This window comes from Candidatus Zymogenus saltonus (assembly GCA_016929395.1).
Taxonomy (GTDB): domain Bacteria; phylum Desulfobacterota; class Zymogenia; order Zymogenales; family Zymogenaceae; genus Zymogenus; species Zymogenus saltonus.
This window is the reverse complement of the sequence record JAFGIX010000067.1, coordinates 1-20,490: the sequence shown is the minus strand read 5'-3', so window position 1 is coordinate 20,490 and position 20,490 is coordinate 1. Positions and strand designations below refer to the sequence as shown.

The following is a 20,490-nucleotide window of genomic DNA, read 5'->3' as shown; positions in this document are numbered from 1 at the left end:
TAAAGTTCGGGGATGGCTCTTCTATGATAAAATATCTTCTCTTTAAACGACTAAACTGTAAGGTAAGATCGTAACTTTTTCACTTAAATAAAAAAAGTTTCTTAGAAAAATCCTAAAAATTGTATCTACCTTTGTTGCAATATACCATTTACACAATGTTTTGGCAAGTTAATTTATTAACTTTTTTTAATATTAGGCCTCAATCACCCAGAATCTCATCCCACCTGGCGGAGATCTCCGGGGAGAACCTCCTTATGAAGGCCCGCGGCGTCTCGAAGACGAGATACCGCTCGACCTCGTCCGGCAGCCCGAAATTAAAGAGGTCGTTGTATATATCGTTTAGATCCCCGATTCCGGCGGGGTGATCGGACCCGTAAATCGTCCTCTTCGAATGCGCCAGGAGGAGATCCCTGAAGCTCTCCGAATATTGGTCAGCGCGCTCCCTGAAATTATAGTCTATCCCCTCGGATGCGAACAGCCTGAGCGACCCGAAGACATTGGTGGCGTCAAGGTAGACGTTGTCGTACCTTTCGACCAGCATCCTCGCGTCGTCGAACTTCGGGAAGAGACAGTGGGATAGGACGAGGGGTAGTTTTGGGAATCTCCCGAGGATTTTCTCGAAGTCCGCCGTCGGCATATCGATCCCGTAGAACTCCTCGAAGCCGGTGTGAAGCACCACTGGCCGCTCATATTCCTCCATAAGCTCGTAGACCGGGAACATCCTCTCGTCCGCCGGGCCGAACTTCTGGACGAAGGGGTGAAACTTCAGACCGACGTGGTTGTATTGTTCGATGCATCTTTTTACCACCCCTCCCTTGTCTTTGGTCTCTATGTGCAGCGAGCCGAAGGGAGCCGCCTTCCTTATGCGACGGGAGAGCTTGAGGTTGAACTCGTTGAGAGGTTCGGTCTCATCCTCCTTCAGTGGATAGACGTAATTGAAGAAGAGGGAAATTCCCTTATCTTTCAGATCATTCAGTATCCCCTCCTCGTCGATGTTGGAGTCCACGGGGTGCTCCGGAAAGGCCCTCTTTATCCAGCGCATCAGCCCCCGGATCCTAACCGGCGGCATAATGTGGACATGGGCATCGATTATCGTTCCGGGGTACCTCACTTGGAATCTACCCCTGTCACCGTTATCTTTGCCCCGTCTTTTATCGACGTGAACAGCTTGGCGTCGCCCAGCACCATCCCGAAGACGTTGACGTTGCCCGCAGCCCTTATCTCATCCACCCGGCTTGCCGGGGTCTTCCCGAAGAAGATGCAAAACGCCTCTCCCGAGGGCCAGTAGCCCAGTTCTCCCTCTTTCAATAAATCCCTCGCGTCCTCCTCCTCGTCAATGCTCAAAGGTATGGAAAAATATATCTCCTCGCCCCACCTCTTTACACTCCCGGTTATCGGGAGTATTGATGAGACCTTTCTCCCCGTGTCGTTTGTGTAAATTTCCGCCTCGAGCTCAACGTCCCCCGCCGATATAATAATCCTGTCTGACATAAAGCTCTAATCCCCCAGTGATATTTTAACAAACTTGTCCATCGAGGCATTTACAGGAGATTCTACGTTTACGAGATTCGTGTTGTCAAGAAGATAGTACTTCCCATAGACCGTTTTTTATTTTTCTTCGGCCCAGTTTAAAAATGTTCTTGACAAAGCGTTCTACATCTGGTTTAATCAATGTTGCTTTTGCTCGCTTGAGCGTATATATCTTTGACATGTTTTTTCAGGTCGATGGGATGTAAAGAGAAATTTTCAAGAATCAGCGTCTTTTTTTTATTCCTGCAGAGACACCCTTATGGGAGCAAAAAAGTCAAGGCAGCTTGGTCTTGCAGCAAGGGTAAGAGTCGCATCAGAGATAGAGAAAGGTCGGTTTTTTCCACAACTGTGAGAAACTTTGTGGATAAACCGATCTTTTTTTTTCATAAATTCCTGATTTTCTTGACTAATCCGTTTTTTCCACATTGCACCTTGTAATAACTATTTAAAATTATTTGTAAAATAGCTTTTTTAGGCAGATGATCATGGAGATATGGAATAGTGCGGTGGGAGCTTTAAAGAAGAAGGTTCCCGAGAACACTTTCGATCTTTGGTTCAAATCTATGAAGTTTGTAGAAATAAGGAACGATTGTGTCTTCCTCGAGGTGCCGAACAAGTTTTTCAAGGATTGGATAAGCGAAAACTACATGTCCATTATCATGGACGCGGTCAATAACGCCGGCAGAAAGAAAGACGGCGCCTTGGACGTGGAGCTTGTGGTCACGGAGGCAAATCACCACCAAAAAAACGAAGATTTCGATGTAAAGCTGGAGATCCCCATCAGGGAGGTTGATAACAAGATCTGGCGGCAGAAGCTCAGGTCGGACTATACCCTGGCAAATTTCGTAAAGGGGCCGTCCAACGAGTTTGCAAAGGCGGCCTGTGAAAAAGTTGTGGAAAACCCCGCGAGGGAGTACAATCCCCTGTTTATCTATGGGGGTGTAGGCCTCGGCAAAACCCACCTCCTGAACGCCATCGGTCACGGCATCTTGGATAAAAACGACGGCTCGAGGGTCTATTATGTGACTTCGGAAGAGTTCGTCAACGAGCTTGTAAAATCCATCAGATACGAAAAGATGGACGAGTTCAGAAAGAAGTACAGAAGCATGGATATCCTCCTCGTGGACGATATACAATTTTTTGCGGGAAAGAAACAGACCCAGGAGGAGTTCTTCCACACATTCAACACCCTTTATGAGAGCAACAAGCAGATAGTTCTCACAAGCGATAAGATAACCAAGGAGATAGCCGGCCTTGAAGAAAGGCTGCGCTCCCGATTCGAGTGGGGGCTCATCGCGGACATCGATTACCCGGATACGGAGCACATCGTTGCCATATTGAAGGAGAAGGCCGAAAAGATACATTCGCTGGAGCTCCAGGACGACCTCGCATTCTTCATGGCCTCCATAATCAACAAGAAGCCGAATATCAGGGAACTCGAGGGGATGTTGACAAGGCTGATTGCGGAGGCGTCCCTCGATGGAAGAGAGATCACGGTGGACTTCGCCCGCACGGCGTTGAGGAACTTTGTGAGTGATAAAGACAATCCAGAGAGCATTGAGAACATCCAGAAGGCCGTCTGTAAATACTTCAAAATAAAGGTATCGGACATTAGATCGAAAAAAAGGGTCAAATCACTGTCGGAACCGAGACATATAGCGATGTATCTCTGCAGGGAGGTCGGCAATGCATCCTACCCAGAGATAGGGAAGAAGTTCGGCGGCAAGGATCACTCCACGGTAATTCACGCCGTTAAGAAGATAGAAGAGCTTATAAGTAAGGATAAGGAGTTTAAAAACACTATCTTTACGATAGAAAATCAGATCAAGTTAAGAGGATAGGAGCTACTGCAGGATTTTATTGAGCCTTTATTTTATACACGTCCTTAAGATTTTGCCATTCCAATCTGTCTCTGCAAATATAATGAACCCTTATTAAAGATACCTCTTTTTCATGCTTCCTTTTTCGGTATTCAATATTTTATCGCACAGCTTAATTTTGCTTTTTTGCCATATATGTTAAAAAACCTTGTAGATACTTTGTGGAAAAAAGGGGTTTTTTTACTCTTTTCACTTGAAGTGCGTTTTTTTAACATATTTTCCTTCTTTTTTTACAATCTTTTTAGTTTGGAAAAACCTTGTTTTGTTATATACTTAAAGAAAATTTTTCGCTTTTTTCAACAATCCACAGCACATAATACTACTACAAAATAAGTAAAAAATATAACAATTATAGAAAGATTCAAACGGGGGAAAAAATGGAATTCAAAATAAAACAGGAAGAACTATTAAAGGGACTTTCGAGAACGCAAAGTATCGTCGAGAAAAAAAACACCATAAAGATACTTTCAAATGTATTGTTGAAGCTGATCGGGGGAAAATTGGTAATAGAAGCGACGGACCTCGAGGTGGGAATCAGCGGGAGCTATGAGGCGGAGGTTATTACTGAAGGAGGCATAACTGTAGATGCAAAAACACTCTTCGAGGTAGTAAGACAGATACCGGATGGAACGTCGATTCACTGCAAGAAAAAGGAGAACAACTGGATGGAACTGATTGCGGTAAGGTCGGTGTTTAATCTCGTGGGGCTATCAGTGGAGGACTATCCAAAGGTGCCCTCGTTCGAGGGTGAAGAGCAGTGGAAGATGAATCCGGATGTTTTAAAGGGGATGATCGATAAAACGATATTTTCCGTATCCCATGAAGATATGCGCTACAATCTTTCGGGTGTTTACATGGAAACATTGGAAGAAGGCGGCGGAGTAAAGTTAAGAATGGTTGCAACGGATGGACATAGGCTCTCGCTGGTGGACACGCCCCTCGAAGGTAAATTTCCCCTCCCGCCGGGTAAGGGAATAATTGCGCCGAGGAAGGGATTGATGGAACTGAGAAAAATTCTGGATGAGGGTAAGGAACAAGTCGGGATGAAACTCGAAGACAGTAACCTGATGGTGAAGAGGGACGACCTTAATCTTGTGATGAGGCTTGTGGATGGAACGTTTCCCGATTATAAGCAGGTGATCCCGAAAAACAACGACAAGAAAATTGTTTTTAACGCAGATGATCTTGCAAGGACCTTGAGAAGGGTTTCGGTCGTATCGGCTGACCGCATAAAGATGGTCAAGTTTCACATAACTGCCGACTCTATAGAGGTCACATCCGAGAGCCCGAATATGGGAAACGCCAAGGAGGAGATGAAGGTGGAATACTCGGGTGGCGATATGGATATAGGTTTTAACGCAAGCTATATGCTGGATATACTTAATGCCGTGGACGAGGATAGTGTCGAGCTGATGTTGCTGGACGAGTCGAGTCCGGGGGAAGTAAGACCCAAGGAGGGGAAAAACTACTACTTCATCATAATGCCGATGAAGATATAGATTTTTATTCCATTGAAAGAAAACCTGTGATATAATAATAAGGTTTATCATTGGGAAACAGGTTGAAGGTCACGTTTTAAATCACTATTACAAGACACTTTATGGTAAATTACGACGCTGATACAATAAAAGTTCTCGAGGGGTTCGAGGCGGTCAGAAAAAGACCTGCCATGTATATAGGATCGACGGGATCGGCGGGACTTCATCACCTCGTTTATGAGGTGGTGGATAACGCCGTCGACGAGGCCCTGGCGGGGCACTGTACCAAGATAAAGGTTTATATACATACGGATAACTCCATCACTGTGATAGACAACGGCAGGGGAATACCCGTTGACATGCACAAGACCGAGAAGAGATCGGCCGCGGAGGTTGTAATGACGACCCTTCACGCGGGGGGAAAATTCGACGGGGATACATACAAGTACTCGGGGGGACTGCACGGCGTTGGAGTCAGTGTCGTGAACGCCCTATCCAAAGAGCTCGACATGGAGGTAAAGAGGGACGGGAAGGTATATCATCAAAAATACGTCATGGGAAAGCCTCTGGAAAAACTCAAGGTAATTGGGACAACGACCAGGCGGGGAACAAAGATAACGTTTAAGCCGGATGACCTCATATTCGAGGAGACGGAATATTCATTTGACATCCTCTCGGAGAGGCTGAGGGAGCTCGCCTTTCTGACCAGAGGGATAAAGATAAATATCGTTGACGAGAGGGACGGCAAGGAAAACGAGTTTGTGTATAAGGGGGGGATAGTCTCCTTTGTGGAGCACCTGAACAGGAATAAGAAGCCTCTCCATCCGAAACCAATCTATTTCGAGCTCGAGAGGGACAGCATACACATGGAGTGTGCGATCCAGTACAACGACTCGTACAAGGAGAGCATGTTCTCCTTCGTGAACAACATACACACCAGAGAGGGGGGCACCCACGTAGTGGGCTTCCGCTCCGCCCTCACAAGGACGATAAACAACTACGCCCAGTCAAACAAGCTGTTGAAGTCGCTCAAGGACAACCTCTCGGGAGACGACGTCAGGGAGGGAATGACGGCGGTGCTCTCGATAAAGATAAGAAATCCCCAGTTCGAGGGACAGACTAAGGGTAAGCTCGGCAACTCCGAGATAAAGGGGATCATGGAGGTGATGATAAACGAGAGGCTGTCGGCATACCTCGAGGAAAACCCGGCGGTGGCGAGAAAGGTCGTGAGGAAGGGGGTCGAGGCGGCACAGGCAAGGGAGGCCGCCAAGAAGGCCAAGGAGCTCACCAGGAGGAAGAGCGCCCTCGAATCGTCGTCGCTTCCGGGAAAGCTCGCCGACTGCCAGGAGAGGGACCCCGCCTTAAGCGAGATATACCTCGTCGAGGGGGAGAGCGCGGGCGGCTCCGCGAAGAGCGGCAGGGACAGGAGAAACCAGGCCATCCTCACACTTAAGGGAAAGATCCTCAACGTGGAGAAGTCGAGGTTCGACAAGATGCTTTCTTCGGAGGAGATAAAAACAATAATAACCGCCCTTGGGACAGGAATCGGACCCGGAGACTTCGACGTATCCAAGATACGTTACCACAAGATAATAATAATGACCGATGCCGATGTGGACGGCTCCCACATAAGAACACTGCTGTTGACCTTCTTTTACCGTCACATGACGGAGGTGGTAGATAGGGGATACCTCTACGTCGCCCAGCCGCCCCTGTTTCGAGTGAAGAAGGGAAAAGTGGAATCCTACATAAAGGACGAAACGGAGTTTGAGTCCTACCTGCTCGATATTGGGGTCGAGGACGCAAAGCTGATAAGGACGGATGGAAAAGAGGTTTCGGGAAAGCAGCTTATAAAAGTTACGGAAAAGATGATGCGATATGAGCGTATCCTTAATCAGCTCGACAAGAGGAAAATGGACAGAGAGCTCGTTCGAGCCTTCGCCATAGAAGATAAGCTCGTGGAGGAGAACCTTAAGAAGAAAAAGAGGAGCGAGCTGAAAAAGGTACTGTCAAACGTTGAGGCTCACATCAGGAAGGTGGAGCCCAACATGGATGTTCTGGATTTCGAGATAGGGGAGGACACGGAACACGAGGGCACACGGGTGATCTGCAGGACAAGCAGAAACGGCAGCGTAAGAAGCTCGATATTTGACCATGAGCTTTTAACCTCCCCAGAGTTCAAGGAGCTGAGGAGGCTGAACGAGGAGCTTAAGGACATAGGGGATTCACCGTACAGGATAAAAAACGGGGGTGTTGAGCTCGAGCTTAAATGTTACGGTGACATAATAGACTTTCTATTAAATCAGGGGAAAAAGGGCCAGACGATCCAGAGATACAAAGGTCTTGGAGAGATGAACCCGGAACAGCTCTGGGAGACCACGATGGACCCGGAGAAGAGAACGCTCCTTAAGGTCAATGTGGAGGACTCGGTCGCGGCCGATGAAATATTCACCATCCTGATGGGTGACCAGGTGGAACAAAGGCGGAATTTCATAGAGAAGCATGCCCTGGACGTGAGGAACCTCGACATATAGGGGTCGAAGATAATGGGGATATTGGGGGATTAAGGTGGAGGGGGTGGAAGGAAGGCTGGGGGGGAGAGGGGGAGGGGGGAAGAAGGCTGGACGTCCGTAGTTTGTGAATTGTGTAAGCGGTGAGCGAGGTCGAAAGAGTTAGTGGGAATAGAAAGAAGGTTGAAGGTCCATAGTTTGTGAGTGGTGTAAATGGGGATAGGGGCTGAAATGGGAAACGGGAAGGACTCAATACAAGAATCATTCGCAGCACAAAGCCGAGATAAAAACCCAATGTGATTGCCGATATATCAGCCTTACGCTATAAAAGCTTCTTTGAATCACCTTGACCCGGGTGACCGCCAAGCCGAGAGCACGGCAAATTTTGGATTACGCGTCATGATGTTGATGAAAATCGTTTTTTGCGGTTTTGACTTACAGATTACGAGGCGATTTTATCGGTATTTTGGAATTTCGTTTAAAGTTGAAGTTAAGATCATATAAAGTAAAAAATCGAAGAAAAAGACCATATTTTTTTAAAGGGAAAGCTTTTTAGACTGATCAAATCTAAGAAATGGAAAAAACTTGGGGGAAAAATGTCCTCGTGTTCAACGGCTTTATAGTTGGTAAAAAAGTGTAAGAAATAAAGGCATGAGCAGCAGAAACATGAGTAATAAAGGTGTGATTAACAAAGGATATTAGCGTTCCATGTCGAGTAAGCGGAGACAATCAGGGATAATCTATGGGTGACCAGAAGCTACATACTGCGATAAACATCGAAGACGAAATGAGACGCTCTTACATCGATTACGCCATGAGCGTAATAATAGGGCGCGCGATTCCAGACGTGAAGGACGGCCTAAAGCCGGTACATAGAAGAATCCTCTACGGGATGTACGACCTCAGGAATTTCCACGACCAGCCCCCCAAGAAGTCGGCAAGAGTAGTCGGGGACGTGATAGGTAAATATCACCCTCACGGGGACACCGCCGTCTACGACGCGCTCGTAAGGATGGCACAGGACTTCAGCATGAGACACACCCTGGTGGAAGGTCAGGGCAACTTCGGCTCCATCGACGGTGACCCGCCCGCGGCCATGAGGTACACAGAGGTAAGGATGTCGAGGCTCGCAAAGCACCTCCTCGAAGATATAGAGAAGGATACGGTCGACTTCGTCCCGAATTACGACGAGACCACTGAAGAGCCGAATGTGATGCCGGCAAGATTTCCGAACCTCCTCCTGAACGGCACTTCCGGAATAGCCGTGGGGATGGCGACAAACATCCCGCCCCATAATCTGGGGGAGCTGATCGATGGGATAATAGCCGTAATAAAAGCCCCCGAGATAACGATAAAGAAGCTCATGGAATATATTCCGGGCCCCGATTTTCCGACAAGAGGATTTATCTACGGAGCTTCGGGCATAAAGGACGCCTACGAGACTGGACGGGGGAGGATAGTCATTCGAGCCAAGGCGATGATAGAGACTCAAACCAGGACCGGCAAAACGGCCATAATAGTAAAGGAGATTCCCTACGGCGTAAACAAGGCGAAGCTTATAGAGAGGATAGCCGACCTCGTTAGGAGCAGAAAGATCGACGGTGTAAGCGATCTTCGCGACGAATCGGACCGTGAGGGGATGAGGATAGTGATAGAGCTGAGGAAGGATGTGGTCCCGCCCATAGTTTTGAACCGCCTCTACAAGACGACCCCCATGGAGAGCAGCTTCGGCGTCATCATGCTCGCCATAGTCAACGGCAGACCCGAGATACTGAACCTAAAAGATGCCATTCTCCACTTCATATATCACAGGAGGGATGTCGTCCTGAGGAGGACGAGATACGAACTCAAGAGGGCCGAGGAGCGCGCCCACATCCTCGTTGGGCTCGTCAAGGCCCTTGAAAATATAGACGAGGTCATATCGATAATCAAGAGCTCCAAGAGTCAGCCGGAGGCAAAGGAGCGGCTGATGAAGAGGTTTAAATTCTCGGATATTCAGGCCCAGGCGATCCTCGATATGCGCCTCGGAAGGCTGACCTCTCTCGAGATCGAGAAGGTGATCAAGGAATACGAGGAAGTCTTAGCGCTGATAAAGGAGCTGAAGAAGATATTGTCGGACGAGAAGGTGCTCGTGAGTGTCATCGTCGGGGAGCTCATGGAGATAAAGGAGGAGTTCGCAGACGAGAGGAGAACCGAGATTGTCGAGGAGTCGAAGGAGCTGACGATAGAAGACCTCGTCGCCCAGGAGGATATGGTGGTCACGGTCTCCCACAACGGCTATATAAAGAGGGCCCCCTTGAACCTCTATCGCTCCCAGAAGCGGGGGGGCAAGGGAATGAGCGGGATGGACACCTCCGAGGACGATTTCGTGGAGAACCTCTTCGTGGCGAAGACCCACGATCAGATCCTAATTTTTACCGATGCCGGCAAGGCGTACGGATTGAGGGTTCACGAGATCCCCCAGGGGGGAAGGGTGGGCAAGGGGAGGTCCGTCGCCAACCTAGTCCAGATGTCATCGGAGGAGAAGATCGCCTCAATGCTGGTAATCAGCGACTCCGAGGACGAATCGAAGGATGCTCAAAAGCACCATATCGTGTTGGCGACGAGAAAAGGAATGATAAAGAAGACGGAGGGGGGAGAGTTCAAAAACGCCAAGCACGCGGGACTCGTTGCCATGGGCCTGGCCGAAGGAGACAGTCTGGTTTCCGCCCTTTTGGCGAGCCCGGATAAGGAGATCTTCGTTGCAACAGCGGAAGGATACGCCGCCCGCTTTATGGAGGGCGAGGTAAGGGCAATGGGGAGGAGCGCCCAGGGCGTAAAGGCGGTAAGCCTCGGGAAAGATGACGTAATCGTGGGAATCGACCTCGTGGAGAAGGGGACAACCCTCCTTGCGGCCACAGAGAGGGGCTTCGGAAAGCGCTCAAAGACGACCGAATACCCGCAGCAGAAGCGGGGAGGAAAGGGGGTCATTACCCTGAAGACCACCGAAAGGACGGGAAAGGTGATCCGGGTAAAGATGGTCTCGAAGGACGACGGGGTGATAATGATATCCAACAAGGGGAAGTTTCTGAGGCTTAATGCAAAGGATGTGCCGGTTCAGGGGAGGAATACCCAGGGGGTGAAGATGATGAACCTGGACAATGACGAGAGGCTTACTGGAATGGTGGTGTTGGCCGAAAAGGAGGAAGAGAGTGAGGATCAAAAGTAGGATGAATAAGATCAAAATTTCTATGTTGACTTTGCTTCTTGCCCTGATTGTTTTTATGGGCTTGTTCGGCTGCAGCAAAGACCCGGCCGCAGAGGATTTCGCCAGGGCAGAGAGACTGTATGAGAATGGGGAGTACCGTAAAGCCGCAAAGGGAAGCAAGGGATTTAGAAGTATCGCAATGAAATATCCGGAATCGAGCATGGCGCCCAAGGCGCTGTATCGAAGCGGGACTATTTACAGTCTGTATATAAAAGATTACGACAACGCAATAGAAGATTTTGCGTGTCTTATTTATTACTATCCGAAGCATGAACTCGCATTTGACGCCCAGGCGGACATCGTTGAGATATACATGGACAGACTCCAGAACTACGAGCAGGCCATCATAGAGATCAGAAAGCTCATAGAAAAGTACCCCAATCGCAAGGGCATCGACATGTTCCAATATAAATTGGCCCAATGTTTCGCATACAGGAGGGATTTCGACCAGGCCAGACTCGAGTATCTAATCCTTCTGGACAGCTACCCGAACACAAAACTCAAGCCCGACATATATTACAATATAGCGAACACGTACTTCATCGAGGGATCGGGTAAGATCGACAAGGCGGTGGAATACTATCAGAAGCTCTTGGACGAGTACCCGAAATCTCCCCTCGTCTTGGAGGCAAAATTCTATATTGCGGCCTCCTATGAAGAGAAGGGAGAGCTTGAGGAGGCCCTGAAGAGGTATGAGGAGCTGATGGGAGTCTATGAAAACGAGAATGTCCTCAAGATGCGTATAAATGGGGTAAAGGAACTGATGAAAAAGATCGAGGCCCCCGCTTCCGAAGAGGCCTATCGGGGATTCTCCTCGATTAAGAGTAAAGAGAAGGATGAAGACGGGGACGAAGACGAGGACACTGAATCAATAATGGAAGGAGAAGAGGAGATTGACATTATAGACTCCGAGGGGAAAAAAGAGGAGTTTAAAAATTCGATAGAGGATAAAGACGGCAAAACGAAGGGAAACAATGGGGAGGATAAGACAAAAGATAAAGGGGGAGAAAATAAAACCGGGGGGGGAGCAAATAAAGACGTGAAATAAAAGGGACGGAAAACTGCTTAAAAACCCACTGAATGTTAGGGGGGCAAGATACAAATCACGGTCATAGGTACACTTGATGAAATAAGAGCCTGGCCCCTTTGTCGGGAAAACTCGAAAACCACTATAAGGCACATCCATTTAAAAAGCTTTACATTAAGCCTTTTCAAATACATCGATTCCACTTTTCCAAGAAAGGCCGACGCACCGAAATCAGCATAAAATAAATATCGGAGTTGTTATGTTGTGATACCTTGAAGAAAAGCCCCGCAATAGATTGATTTTAAAGGACTTGAATATCAAGACTTTTTTAAATACAATAGTAACGGTTCGATTGATAATACTTTCAATTCAAAAGATCGTATTTATGGAGTTTATTTGAATTGACGTAATGTGAATAACGAAGGAAGCTTGAAGGACCTTGCAGTACCCTTGCAGATAAACATCTTGATCTCTCCGGGGGATGGAGAAACGTCCCAAAGGACCTTAATAATAAAATAAGGATTTTCTTGAAAAAAGGAGGAAAAATAATGAGATTTAAGGTAATAGCTACTTTAACCCTGGTTGTTATGGCCCTTACTTTTACGTGTGCGATGGCCGAAGAGGAAAAGGCCGCTGTCACCCCCGAGGATATAATCATCATGGTGCAAAAGGCCGCGAAGTTCCTCGAGGAGAACGGCGAGGCGGGCATTGCCGACTTCAACGATCCCGAGGGACCCTGGGTCTGGTCGGGAACCTATGTCTTCGTGTTCAACTGCGAAAAGGGAATAATTGCCGCACACCCCACCAAGGAGCTTGTGGGCGTGGAGCTTGCTTCGAGAACGGACGAGAAGGGGGTTCAGTACAATCTCCTGCTTTGCGAGGAGGCAAAAAACCCGACTGGGGGATGGGTAGAGTATTGGCGGCCTACGGACACCATGGACGAAAAGGGCGAGGCCAAATTCAGGCGTAAGATCTCTTATATAATGCAGGTCCCGGGACAGCCCTATCAGGTTGGCGCGGGGATCTACGAGCCGACCATGACAGTGGAGGAGCTGAACAACAAGATCGACGAGGTGATGAAAAAGATCGGCGAGGATAAGTAGAAGACTTCTGTTTTGTTTGATATTCAGGCGCGGTTCGGAGGGGGCAGTTTTTGATCGCCTGTATGCCGTGCCGGATGGTTATAATTAACGAGGGGGGCAGCGATGCCCCCCTTTATTTACCCCTTTTTTTCGCCTCCCTTTTTTCGCCTCCCTTTTTTTCGCCTCCCTTTTTTCGATATTTCGACAGGTGTTGCCGTCGCTGTCGTCGTGATGAATCAAACCGTGGGGAAAATCGCCCATTTCAAGTGGAAAGCCCCCAAGAATTACCCTCCTCCGTAAAGTGCCCTCTTGTAGCTGCCGTATCTCGTCAGGGCGGAGAGCGCCTCAGCCCCCCTCCTGGGGGAGGTAAAGGGGAGCACCCCGCTCCCCTTCAGAATCTCCACGAAGCTCCCCTTGTCTCCCACCACCGCCTGGTCGACCACGGGGATGATCGGCTTTTTGTGCTTCCTCAAGAGCTCGATGATGTTCTCGGCGATGATCCTGTCTTCGCTGATATATTTTTGTCCTATCTCGGCCATCTCGTAGAGGTGGGAGTACGGGGAGTCTTTTATCGCGCTTCCCCGGACTGTGCCGTATCCGACGCCGAGGATCATGATGGAGTCGATGTAGTCCGCTGAGAGAAGGGTTTCGAGGGAGTTGAAGAGGTCGCCCTCTTTGAGGCCGGCGACGGTGTCCACCGGATTTCCCCTGCTCCACCACGGCGGGAGAAACTTGTCCAACTTGGTTTTCGTCTCGGCGGTGAGCTTAACAACGCTCAAGCCCTCTCCCGCGCAGGCGTCCGCCGCCAGGACACCCCAGCCGCCCCCCATGGTCAGGATGCCGACCCTGTTGCCGTTGGGGACAGGCTGGGTGGAGAAGACCACGGCCAGGTCTTCCATCTCCTCCATACCCCTCGCCCTTATGACACCGGTCTGGGAGAAAACCGCATCGTAAAGATCGTCGCTTCCCGTCATTGCCCCGGTGTGGGAGGCCCCAGCCCTGCTGCCGGCCTCGGTGTGCCCCGATTTCAGGATAACCACCGGCTTTTTAATAACGGCTCCCCTAAGGCTCTCTAAAAAGGCGCGACCGTCCCTGACGCCCTCGATGTAGGAGAGGATAACCTTGGTGTCTTCGTCGTCAGCCAGGTAGTCCAAGAAGTCATGGGCCATAAGGTCCGCCTCGTTGCCGCTCGATATCGAGCGGCAGATCCCGAGGCCGCGTCCGTTGATAGACCTGATAAGGGTGTAGCAGAGGTTCCCGCTCTGAGACAATATTGAGACCCCTCCCGGCTTCGGCGCATAAGAGGGCATCCAGGCAGAAAGCATCTTCGGGACCATGCTGACTATGCCGAGGCAGTTTGGGCCGATGAGCCGGATACCGTTTTTTCGGGCGAACTCGACGATCTCAAGCTCCAATTTTTTGCCCGCCTCGCCCGTCTCAGAAAAGCCCGCCGTGATCAGGACGCAGGCGGTTATCCCCGCTGCCTTCGCGTCCGCGAGCGTATCGAGGACCTTGTCCGGCGGGACGACTATTATGGCAAGGTCAACGGGTTGGGGAACATCGACGAGGGAGGGATATACGGCAAGACCGAAGATCTCATCCGCCTTCGGGTTGATGGGATATATCCTTCCCTTATAGCCCCCGAGGAGGGTGTTGTGAAGCACGATCGCGCCCCATTTTCTGAAGCTCTTGGACGCGCCAACGATCGCCAAGGAGTCGGGGTGGAAAAAGGGCCTCAGCTCTTCTATCTTTTTCAACGGTGCCATGGTTCAACAAAGTGCAGTGGTAAAGGTGACTTTATACTACACATCGAATTTCGAGTCAACAGAAGAGTTGGCGAAATATCTTTAAGATTCCCAACGGAGATTTCCGTGAGAAGCCCCTTGACCTGAGGGGGGTTGGGGCCTTATAATATCTCCAATTATGAGTTACGGAAAGGTAGACAGGAAGATCATCGTGGCGCTGACCGATATCGTGGGGGAGAGCGGCGTTTTTACCGACCCGGACAACCTAGAGAAGTACTCGGTCGACGAGACGACCGGGGTCTCCGGGCTTCCGGACGTGGTGGTAAAGCCGAGTACGGAGAAAGAAGTATCGGCCGTGATGAAGCTCGCCCATGCAAGCCGCATACCCGTAACCCCGAGGAGCGGGGGCACCGGGGTCACCGGTGGGGCCGTCCCTGTATTCGGGGGGATAATCCTGACGCTTGAGCGGATGAACCGGATAATAGAGATCGACACCGATAACCTGATGGCGGTGGTGGAGCCGGGGGTGATCACGGGGGACTTGGGGAGGAGGGCCGAGGAGGAGGGCCTTTTCTACCCCCCGGATCCCGCGAGCCTCGACTCGTGCTGCATCGGGGGGAACATAGCCGAGAGCGCCGGCGGGCCGAGGGCGGTAAAGTACGGCACCACGAAGGACTACGTCTGCGGACTTAGGGTGGTATTCCCGGACGGCTCCATAGCCAAAATGGGGGGCAAGGTGGTAAAGAACGCCACCGGATACGACCTTATCGGCCTTATGGTGGGAAGTGAGGGAACTCTCGGGATAGTAACCGAGATCACCCTGAGGCTTTTGCCCCTGCCGAAAAGCTCCGTAGACGTCCTGGTTCCCTTCGCCGACCTCGAGACCGCGTCAAAGGCCGTAAGCGAAATCATAAGGGCGAGGATTGTCCCCGCGACGATCGAGTTTTTAGACAGGGGGGCGATCGAGATTGCTGAGGAGTTTCTGAAAAAGAAGATGCCCTTCGTGGACGCCGGGGCCCAGCTCCTGATAAAGATCGACGGGGGGGACGAATCGGAGATAGAGAGGTCTATGGAGAGGATATGGGAAGTCTGCTCGTCCATCGGCGCCGAGGATATGGTTGTTGCGGATTCGACCGCCCAGCGCGACAGGCTCTGGGAGGGGAGGCGCTGCATCAGGGAGGCCGTCACGTCAATAAGCAGGGTAAAGGAGGGGGAGGACGTTGTCGTGCCGAGAAGCGAGATACCCCGCCTTGTGGAGGGGGCAAAGAGGCTATTGGACGGGCTGGGGCTGACCTCGATATTCTTCGGCCACGCCGGGGACGGAAACGTCCACGTAGAGATATTGAAGGGGGATCTGACAGACGAACAGTGGGAGGAGAGGCTGCCTAAAGCGAGGGAGAGGCTCTACCGCCTAGCGGACAAGCTGGGCGGGCTGATAACCGGCGAGCACGGAATTGGGCTGATCCGGCGGGAGTATCTCAACATCTCCCTCGGCGACGCAGAGATCGAGATCATGAAGAGAATCAAGGATGCCGTAGACCCCCTGGGGATATTGAATCCGGGGAAGATATTTAAGTGAGTGTTTGAGGTTTAGTAATAAAAACTACATAAATTCATGGCTCTGGGAGATCAATCTACTCTCATTAACACATAAAATTATTTTTAATGAATACAGGGAGCGTATAGTCATGATTGCTGAAGAAGTTTATATTTAGAGGAAAAAATTGATTATCCGAAATTCACGAATTTCCTGTCGCTCTGAATCCAGGAACAACTACCAGATTTACAAGGAATGTTTTAATATTATAATAAAGCTATTTATAAGCATGTATTACAAAGTAAGAGGTGGTGAGCCATGCGGCTGTGGGATTTGATAAAAGGCGTTCAAATCCCGATAATCGATATGGGACATGCCACCAGTGACTGGACTTGGAGAAACCGGCGCTTAATAGCACTTTATGCCATGTTTTTGGACTTTGATGGATACTCCAATCTATTGAAGGGGCCATCGGATTTCTAATGCCGATTTTCGACAATTGGGAGAATAAATTATGACAAGAACAATCCGCGATAATGAATACACCGCCAGGACGGATAAGCCCGTACGCCTTTTTCATTTGGGATAAGTAGTATTCCCTGGCTTTTTCGTTATTATGAATCATGGCACAAAGGGTTTCATTTAAGTGATTTATCGAGTTGATAGAGAGTATGATGTCGAAGCTTTCCGGTTTTGCTGAAAAATCTTGAAATGTGGCGTTTTCGGCCTTGCAATTAGCGAGTTCCATTTCCTTGATATTTTTTTCAAATGTATACAGGCTGTTTTCGGAAGAACCCTCCAGCATTGGCTCAATCCCAATAACATTTTTGGCACCGTTTAGAGCCAAGTAGATAGATGCGAGACCTTTGCCGCATCCAATGTCAAGAATTTCCTTATCCACAAAACCGATGTCTTTGAGTATTTTATTCATTCTGTACTGAACGTCGGCATAGCTATTCAGGGTGCGGGTTTTATAATCTGAATTGATAAGCTCTTTAAATAATTCCAATTTTTTATTTTTTTTCATTAAATCATTTTCCATATAGATCCCGGAAACAAACAAAAATATTTCTTAAGAATTTTGAATACACAACAACAGTTATCAATCCCTGAACAGCCCGCCATATCCCTTTCCCATATGTCTCGGCCCCCTCTCGGTTCCCTCGATGTCCCACGACTTCAACATCTCGGAGATCGACTCGACCGTCCTCTTGGGCGAGTAGAGGAGGAGCTCCTTGGCCCTGAAGGTGTCGATGATCGTCTGGGGATAGAAGAGGAAGTTGGATTCGGTGGCGAAGAGGGGGGCGCCCAGCCCGCGCATAAGGCACAAAAACGGCACGGCGGCCGCCGGCAGGCTGATAGTCCCGGAAGAGCTGTGATAGAAATCGATGAAGAAATCGGCAAGGTCACGCTGGGTTATGACATCCTCGGCCGCCACGTTGAGCTCGAGGCACCCCGGCTTCACCTTCCTGATCGAGCGCACCAGAGCGGAGGCGAGGTCTTCCACGTCGACGTACTGAACCGGATATTTTCCACCGCCAACAAGGAAGATAGCCCTCCCCGTCAGAGCCCTCCGAGCTCCGTGAACGAGGCTGGGGAAAGATTCCTTGGGCGCGCCCCAGCCGGTTATAGGCGGCGTGCGAACGATAACGACCCCGATGCCCCGGGAGGCCATGGTGTTGATGAGGTAGTCCTCTATCCTCAGAAGTTCCTTCCCCCTCCTTGAAATCGGCCTTCGCTTTTCCTTCTCGGATATGAGGATTTTCCTTGGAATGCCGTAGACCTCCGACGAGGAGAGATAGACGAAGCTGACGACGTCGAGGCTCTTTGCTATGTTTGCAAGCTTGATGGTGGTGGTGAAACCCTTCCCCTCCCGGTTTTTACCTGAACTGCCTTCATCTTCGGGATGCCGCCCCGGGAGGTGAAAGATATGGTCCACTCCGTGGGTCATCTCGGACATAATGGAGCTTTTGTTTATATCCCCGGTCAGGTATTCCACATCCTCTATAGGGTTTTCGACCGCTTCGGTGTCGAATCCCCTGACGCTGAAGCCGAGGCTCAGAAGCCTTGGGATGAGGCTTCTTGCCAAGAAAGTTCCTGCTCCGATTACCAGGGCCTTGATCTTTCACACCTCCCCTTTTTTTATCTGTAGCTTCCGTAGAGGATAAAAGGCGCCCAGAACCCGGGGTGGGCGAGTCTCCTGTATCCCTTTCCCTTCTCGAGGTCGATGATCATTATCTGGGATTGTCTCAGGGCCTCCGCCTTGTCGTAGCTCTTGAGGTTGTCGTAGAGGAAGTCCATAAGCTGGGTCGTCACCCCGCGGTCGATGTCGCATACGGGCGCCAGGACCGAATCCGCCCCCGAATTGATGAAAACCGCGGGAAATCCCCCCGTCCTGCCCCAGCTCAACCCCGTCCTGGGAGCCGAGATGGTAACGAGGCTCACATCGAGCTTAATCTCTTTCACCTCGGCAACGGTGAGATTTCCGTCGTCGCCGCCGCCGCCGGTGAGGATGATTCTCGATTCCGTGCTGTTTCCCCGCTTAACCTTCGAGTGGGTGTTGATGTGGATTACCGAGAGGGGGCCTTTGGCAACCTCCGCCTTGAAGGCTGTCTCTGTCGCCCTGTCCTTCTCCAGCATGATCGCCCCCGGGACCTTCTCCGCCACCGCCTTCATCTCGAGGGGCGCGTGTTTGAGGAGGGAGAAACCGGAGGGATAGAGGCAGTTTCCTATCACAAGCCCGCCGAGGTTTACGGACCTCTCGGTCTTCAACGCCTTTTCCATGAGCTCCAGCGACGGCGCGTAGAAAATGGCGAAGCTGTGCATAAGAAATTTCGGATTGGGCATGAAGGCGTTTTTCTCGTCCCTCTTCGATACGAGGGCCGCAAAGGGGAGGTAATGAAGCGCGGAATCGGGGATTATGCCGAGTCTGGTGATCCCGGAAAGATCGGAAAAGACGGGGGCTATCAAGATTTGGTACAGCGTATACGCCTGGTTCTGAAACGGCGCCATGGTGTCCAGAGACTGCATCGAGTCCCTGAAGAGGCGCACCTTGACCTCGAGGGGCTCTTCCGTCTTCGGGAGCTCCTTGGTCGTGAATCCGTCAGATTTAACGACGTCCACGGAGAGATTTTTTGTGTCGTAGACAAGGACGGCCGTAGTGGAATCGAGGCGCTGAGAGATCGATGAATAACGCCCCACTTCCATCAATCCGTCGGCGGCCTCCGTGTCGCCGGTTTCCTCCTGGCAGAAGAGCGGGGCCGAGAGGAGAAACAAGGCTATAGACGCCGTCAAAACAACAACCGGTTTTATTTTCATTTGTATTCCCCTTAAGCAATTTATCGTTTTTCTTAAAAAAATTTCTTCCCCCTCCCTGCCCCGGCGGAGTCCGGCGGCGGCCCTATTCGTCGCGCCTTACCTGCAGCATCCTGTCCAGGGATATTTTGGCCTTTGCCCTAATATCCTCGGGGACCTCGACAACCCCCTTCATCTCGTTGAGACAGTCGTATATGTCTTTTAGGGTCGTGCGTTTCATGTCCGGGCAGATCATCTTCTCCGATGCGGGTATAAACTCCTTCCCGGGATTCCCCTTCTTCAGGGGGTGGATGAGGCCGATCTCGGTTCCGATGATGAACTTCATCTTGTCAGATTTTTTCACATGCGCCAGCATCCCGGACGTGCTGGCGACGTGGTCGGCGATGTCGATTACCTCCGGCCTGCACTCCGGGTGGACGAGTACCTCCGCGTCAGGATGCTTCTCTTTGGTCTCAAGTAGCTTCTCGGCGGTGAGGTTGTCGTGAGTGGGGCAGAATCCCTCCCACCAGGTCACCTCCTTGTCGGTGAAACGCGCCGTGTACCGGGCGAGGTTTTTATCCGGTGCCATCAGAACTGTGTCGGTCCTCACCGACCCGACCACCCTTATCGCGTTTGCCGAGGTACAGCATACGTCCGAGACCGACTTGACATCGGCGGTGGAGTTGACGTAGGTCACAAGCTCCGCCTCGGGATAGCTCTCCTTAAACTTCACGGCCTCGTCCTTGGTTATCATGTCCGCCATGGGACATCCGGCGTCCATCCTCGGAAGGAGCACGGTTTTGTTAGGCGAGAGGATAGCTGCGCTCTCGGCCATGAAATGGACCCCGCAGAAGACGATCACCTCGGCGTCCGTCTTGGAGGCCTCGATGGAAAGCCCCAGCGAGTCGCCGGTTATATCGGCGATGTCCTGGACATCGCCGTTTTGGTAGTTGTGGGCCAGAAGAAGTCCGTTTCTATCCTTGAGGAGCCTTCTGATTTCAGCGATTATTTTTGATTCTTTCATCCTTTGGAATATCAAGTGGTTTTTGAGTATTAAATGTTTTGTAAGATAGGGTGAATTCAACTCACAAGTGCAACTTTTATAGTCGTAAAAAGGGGTAAGATGATGTAGGATTTGTGCTTCTTTTAACGGCTAAATT

14 protein-coding genes are annotated in these 20,490 nt (G+C 50.4%); 7 read left to right on the top strand and 7 right to left on the bottom strand.

Translation table 11 applies throughout. The annotated features are described in order from the left end of the window. Positions 1 to 199: 199 nt before the first annotated feature. Both JW984_13170 and JW984_13165 read right to left on the bottom strand, forming a co-directional pair. Positions 200 to 1,111, bottom strand: a complete 912-nt coding sequence (locus JW984_13170) for an amidohydrolase family protein (protein MBN1574141.1) — start codon at positions 1,109 to 1,111, stop codon at positions 200 to 202. Further along, complete coding sequence (locus tag JW984_13165; protein ID MBN1574140.1) at positions 1,108 to 1,491, bottom strand: hypothetical protein; 384 nt, start codon at positions 1,489 to 1,491, stop codon at positions 1,108 to 1,110. Before JW984_13165 ends, JW984_13170 begins: the two co-directional genes overlap by 4 nt. Before the next feature lie 524 nt (positions 1,492 to 2,015). Between JW984_13165 and dnaA the strand changes: the two genes are divergently transcribed. The 6 genes from dnaA (at position 2,016) to JW984_13135 (ending at position 12,775) form a co-directional block, all read left to right on the top strand. Beyond that, positions 2,016 to 3,371, top strand: a complete 1,356-nt coding sequence (gene dnaA, locus JW984_13160; GenBank protein MBN1574139.1) for a chromosomal replication initiator protein DnaA — start codon at positions 2,016 to 2,018, stop codon at positions 3,369 to 3,371. Positions 3,372 to 3,787: 416 nt separating this feature from the next. Beyond that, positions 3,788 to 4,909: a DNA polymerase III subunit beta gene (gene dnaN, locus JW984_13155; protein MBN1574138.1), complete on the top strand. Its 1,122-nt coding sequence runs from the start codon at positions 3,788 to 3,790 to the stop codon at positions 4,907 to 4,909. Between the two features lie 101 nt (positions 4,910 to 5,010). Further along, a complete protein-coding gene (gene gyrB / locus JW984_13150; protein ID MBN1574137.1) occupies positions 5,011 to 7,422 on the top strand; it encodes a DNA topoisomerase (ATP-hydrolyzing) subunit B in 2,412 nt (803 codons plus the stop codon). 718 nt (positions 7,423 to 8,140) lie between these two features. Continuing rightward, a complete protein-coding gene (gene gyrA / locus JW984_13145; GenBank protein MBN1574136.1) occupies positions 8,141 to 10,606 on the top strand; it encodes a DNA gyrase subunit A in 2,466 nt (821 codons plus the stop codon). Continuing rightward, positions 10,590 to 11,693 (top strand): tetratricopeptide repeat protein, encoded by a 1,104-nt coding sequence (locus JW984_13140; GenBank protein ID MBN1574135.1) that lies wholly within the window; start codon positions 10,590 to 10,592, stop codon positions 11,691 to 11,693. Before gyrA ends, JW984_13140 begins: the two co-directional genes overlap by 17 nt. Positions 11,694 to 12,220: 527 nt before the next feature. Beyond that, positions 12,221 to 12,775 (top strand): cache domain-containing protein, encoded by a 555-nt coding sequence (locus JW984_13135; GenBank protein MBN1574134.1) that lies wholly within the window; start codon positions 12,221 to 12,223, stop codon positions 12,773 to 12,775. A 263-nt stretch (positions 12,776 to 13,038) separates the two neighbouring features. Here JW984_13135 and JW984_13130 read toward each other — a convergent pair whose 3' ends face one another. After that, on the bottom strand, positions 13,039 to 14,520 hold the full coding sequence (locus tag JW984_13130; protein ID MBN1574133.1) for a CoA-binding protein: 1,482 nt from the start codon (positions 14,518 to 14,520) through the stop codon (positions 13,039 to 13,041). 157 nt (positions 14,521 to 14,677) lie between these two features. Between JW984_13130 and JW984_13125 the strand changes: the two genes are divergently transcribed. Next, positions 14,678 to 16,078 (top strand): FAD-binding protein, encoded by a 1,401-nt coding sequence (locus tag JW984_13125; GenBank protein ID MBN1574132.1) that lies wholly within the window; start codon positions 14,678 to 14,680, stop codon positions 16,076 to 16,078. A 235-nt stretch (positions 16,079 to 16,313) separates the two neighbouring features. Here the strand turns inward: JW984_13125 and JW984_13120 are convergent, their stop codons facing one another. The 4 genes from JW984_13120 to nadA form a co-directional block, all read right to left on the bottom strand. Further along, positions 16,314 to 17,078, bottom strand: coding sequence for a class I SAM-dependent methyltransferase (locus tag JW984_13120; GenBank protein ID MBN1574131.1), 765 nt, complete (start codon positions 17,076 to 17,078; stop codon positions 16,314 to 16,316). Positions 17,079 to 17,138: 60 nt separating this feature from the next. Next, the gene (locus tag JW984_13115) at positions 17,139 to 18,125 is read right to left on the bottom strand and encodes an NAD-dependent epimerase/dehydratase family protein (protein MBN1574130.1); all 987 of its coding nucleotides are present in this window, start codon (positions 18,123 to 18,125) and stop codon (positions 17,139 to 17,141) included. A gap of 53 nt (positions 18,126 to 18,178) precedes the next feature. Continuing rightward, positions 18,179 to 19,354: a CHAT domain-containing protein gene (locus JW984_13110; GenBank protein MBN1574129.1), complete on the bottom strand. Its 1,176-nt coding sequence runs from the start codon at positions 19,352 to 19,354 to the stop codon at positions 18,179 to 18,181. 82 nt (positions 19,355 to 19,436) lie between these two features. Then, positions 19,437 to 20,354: a quinolinate synthase NadA gene (nadA, locus tag JW984_13105; protein ID MBN1574128.1), complete on the bottom strand. Its 918-nt coding sequence runs from the start codon at positions 20,352 to 20,354 to the stop codon at positions 19,437 to 19,439. Positions 20,355 to 20,490 lie beyond the last annotated feature (136 nt).

Excerpts from the sequence above, each read along its gene's own strand:
- dnaA (MBN1574139.1), top strand. The coding sequence starts at position 2,016 with ATGGAGATATGGAATAGTGCGGTGGGAGCTTTAAAGAAGAAGGTTCCC.
- JW984_13125 (MBN1574132.1), top strand. The coding sequence starts at position 14,678 with ATGAGTTACGGAAAGGTAGACAGGAAGATCATCGTGGCGCTGACCGAT.
- gyrA (MBN1574136.1), top strand. The coding sequence starts at position 8,141 with ATGGGTGACCAGAAGCTACATACTGCGATAAACATCGAAGACGAAATG.
- dnaN (MBN1574138.1), top strand. The coding sequence starts at position 3,788 with ATGGAATTCAAAATAAAACAGGAAGAACTATTAAAGGGACTTTCGAGA.
- JW984_13135 (MBN1574134.1), top strand. The coding sequence starts at position 12,221 with ATGAGATTTAAGGTAATAGCTACTTTAACCCTGGTTGTTATGGCCCTT.
- gyrB (MBN1574137.1), top strand. The coding sequence starts at position 5,011 with ATGGTAAATTACGACGCTGATACAATAAAAGTTCTCGAGGGGTTCGAG.
- JW984_13110 (MBN1574129.1), bottom strand. The coding sequence starts at position 19,354 with ATGAAAATAAAACCGGTTGTTGTTTTGACGGCGTCTATAGCCTTGTTT.
- JW984_13120 (MBN1574131.1), bottom strand. The coding sequence starts at position 17,078 with ATGGAAAATGATTTAATGAAAAAAAATAAAAAATTGGAATTATTTAAA.
- nadA (MBN1574128.1), bottom strand. The coding sequence starts at position 20,354 with ATGAAAGAATCAAAAATAATCGCTGAAATCAGAAGGCTCCTCAAGGAT.
- JW984_13130 (MBN1574133.1), bottom strand. The coding sequence starts at position 14,520 with ATGGCACCGTTGAAAAAGATAGAAGAGCTGAGGCCCTTTTTCCACCCC.
- JW984_13165 (MBN1574140.1), bottom strand. The coding sequence starts at position 1,491 with ATGTCAGACAGGATTATTATATCGGCGGGGGACGTTGAGCTCGAGGCG.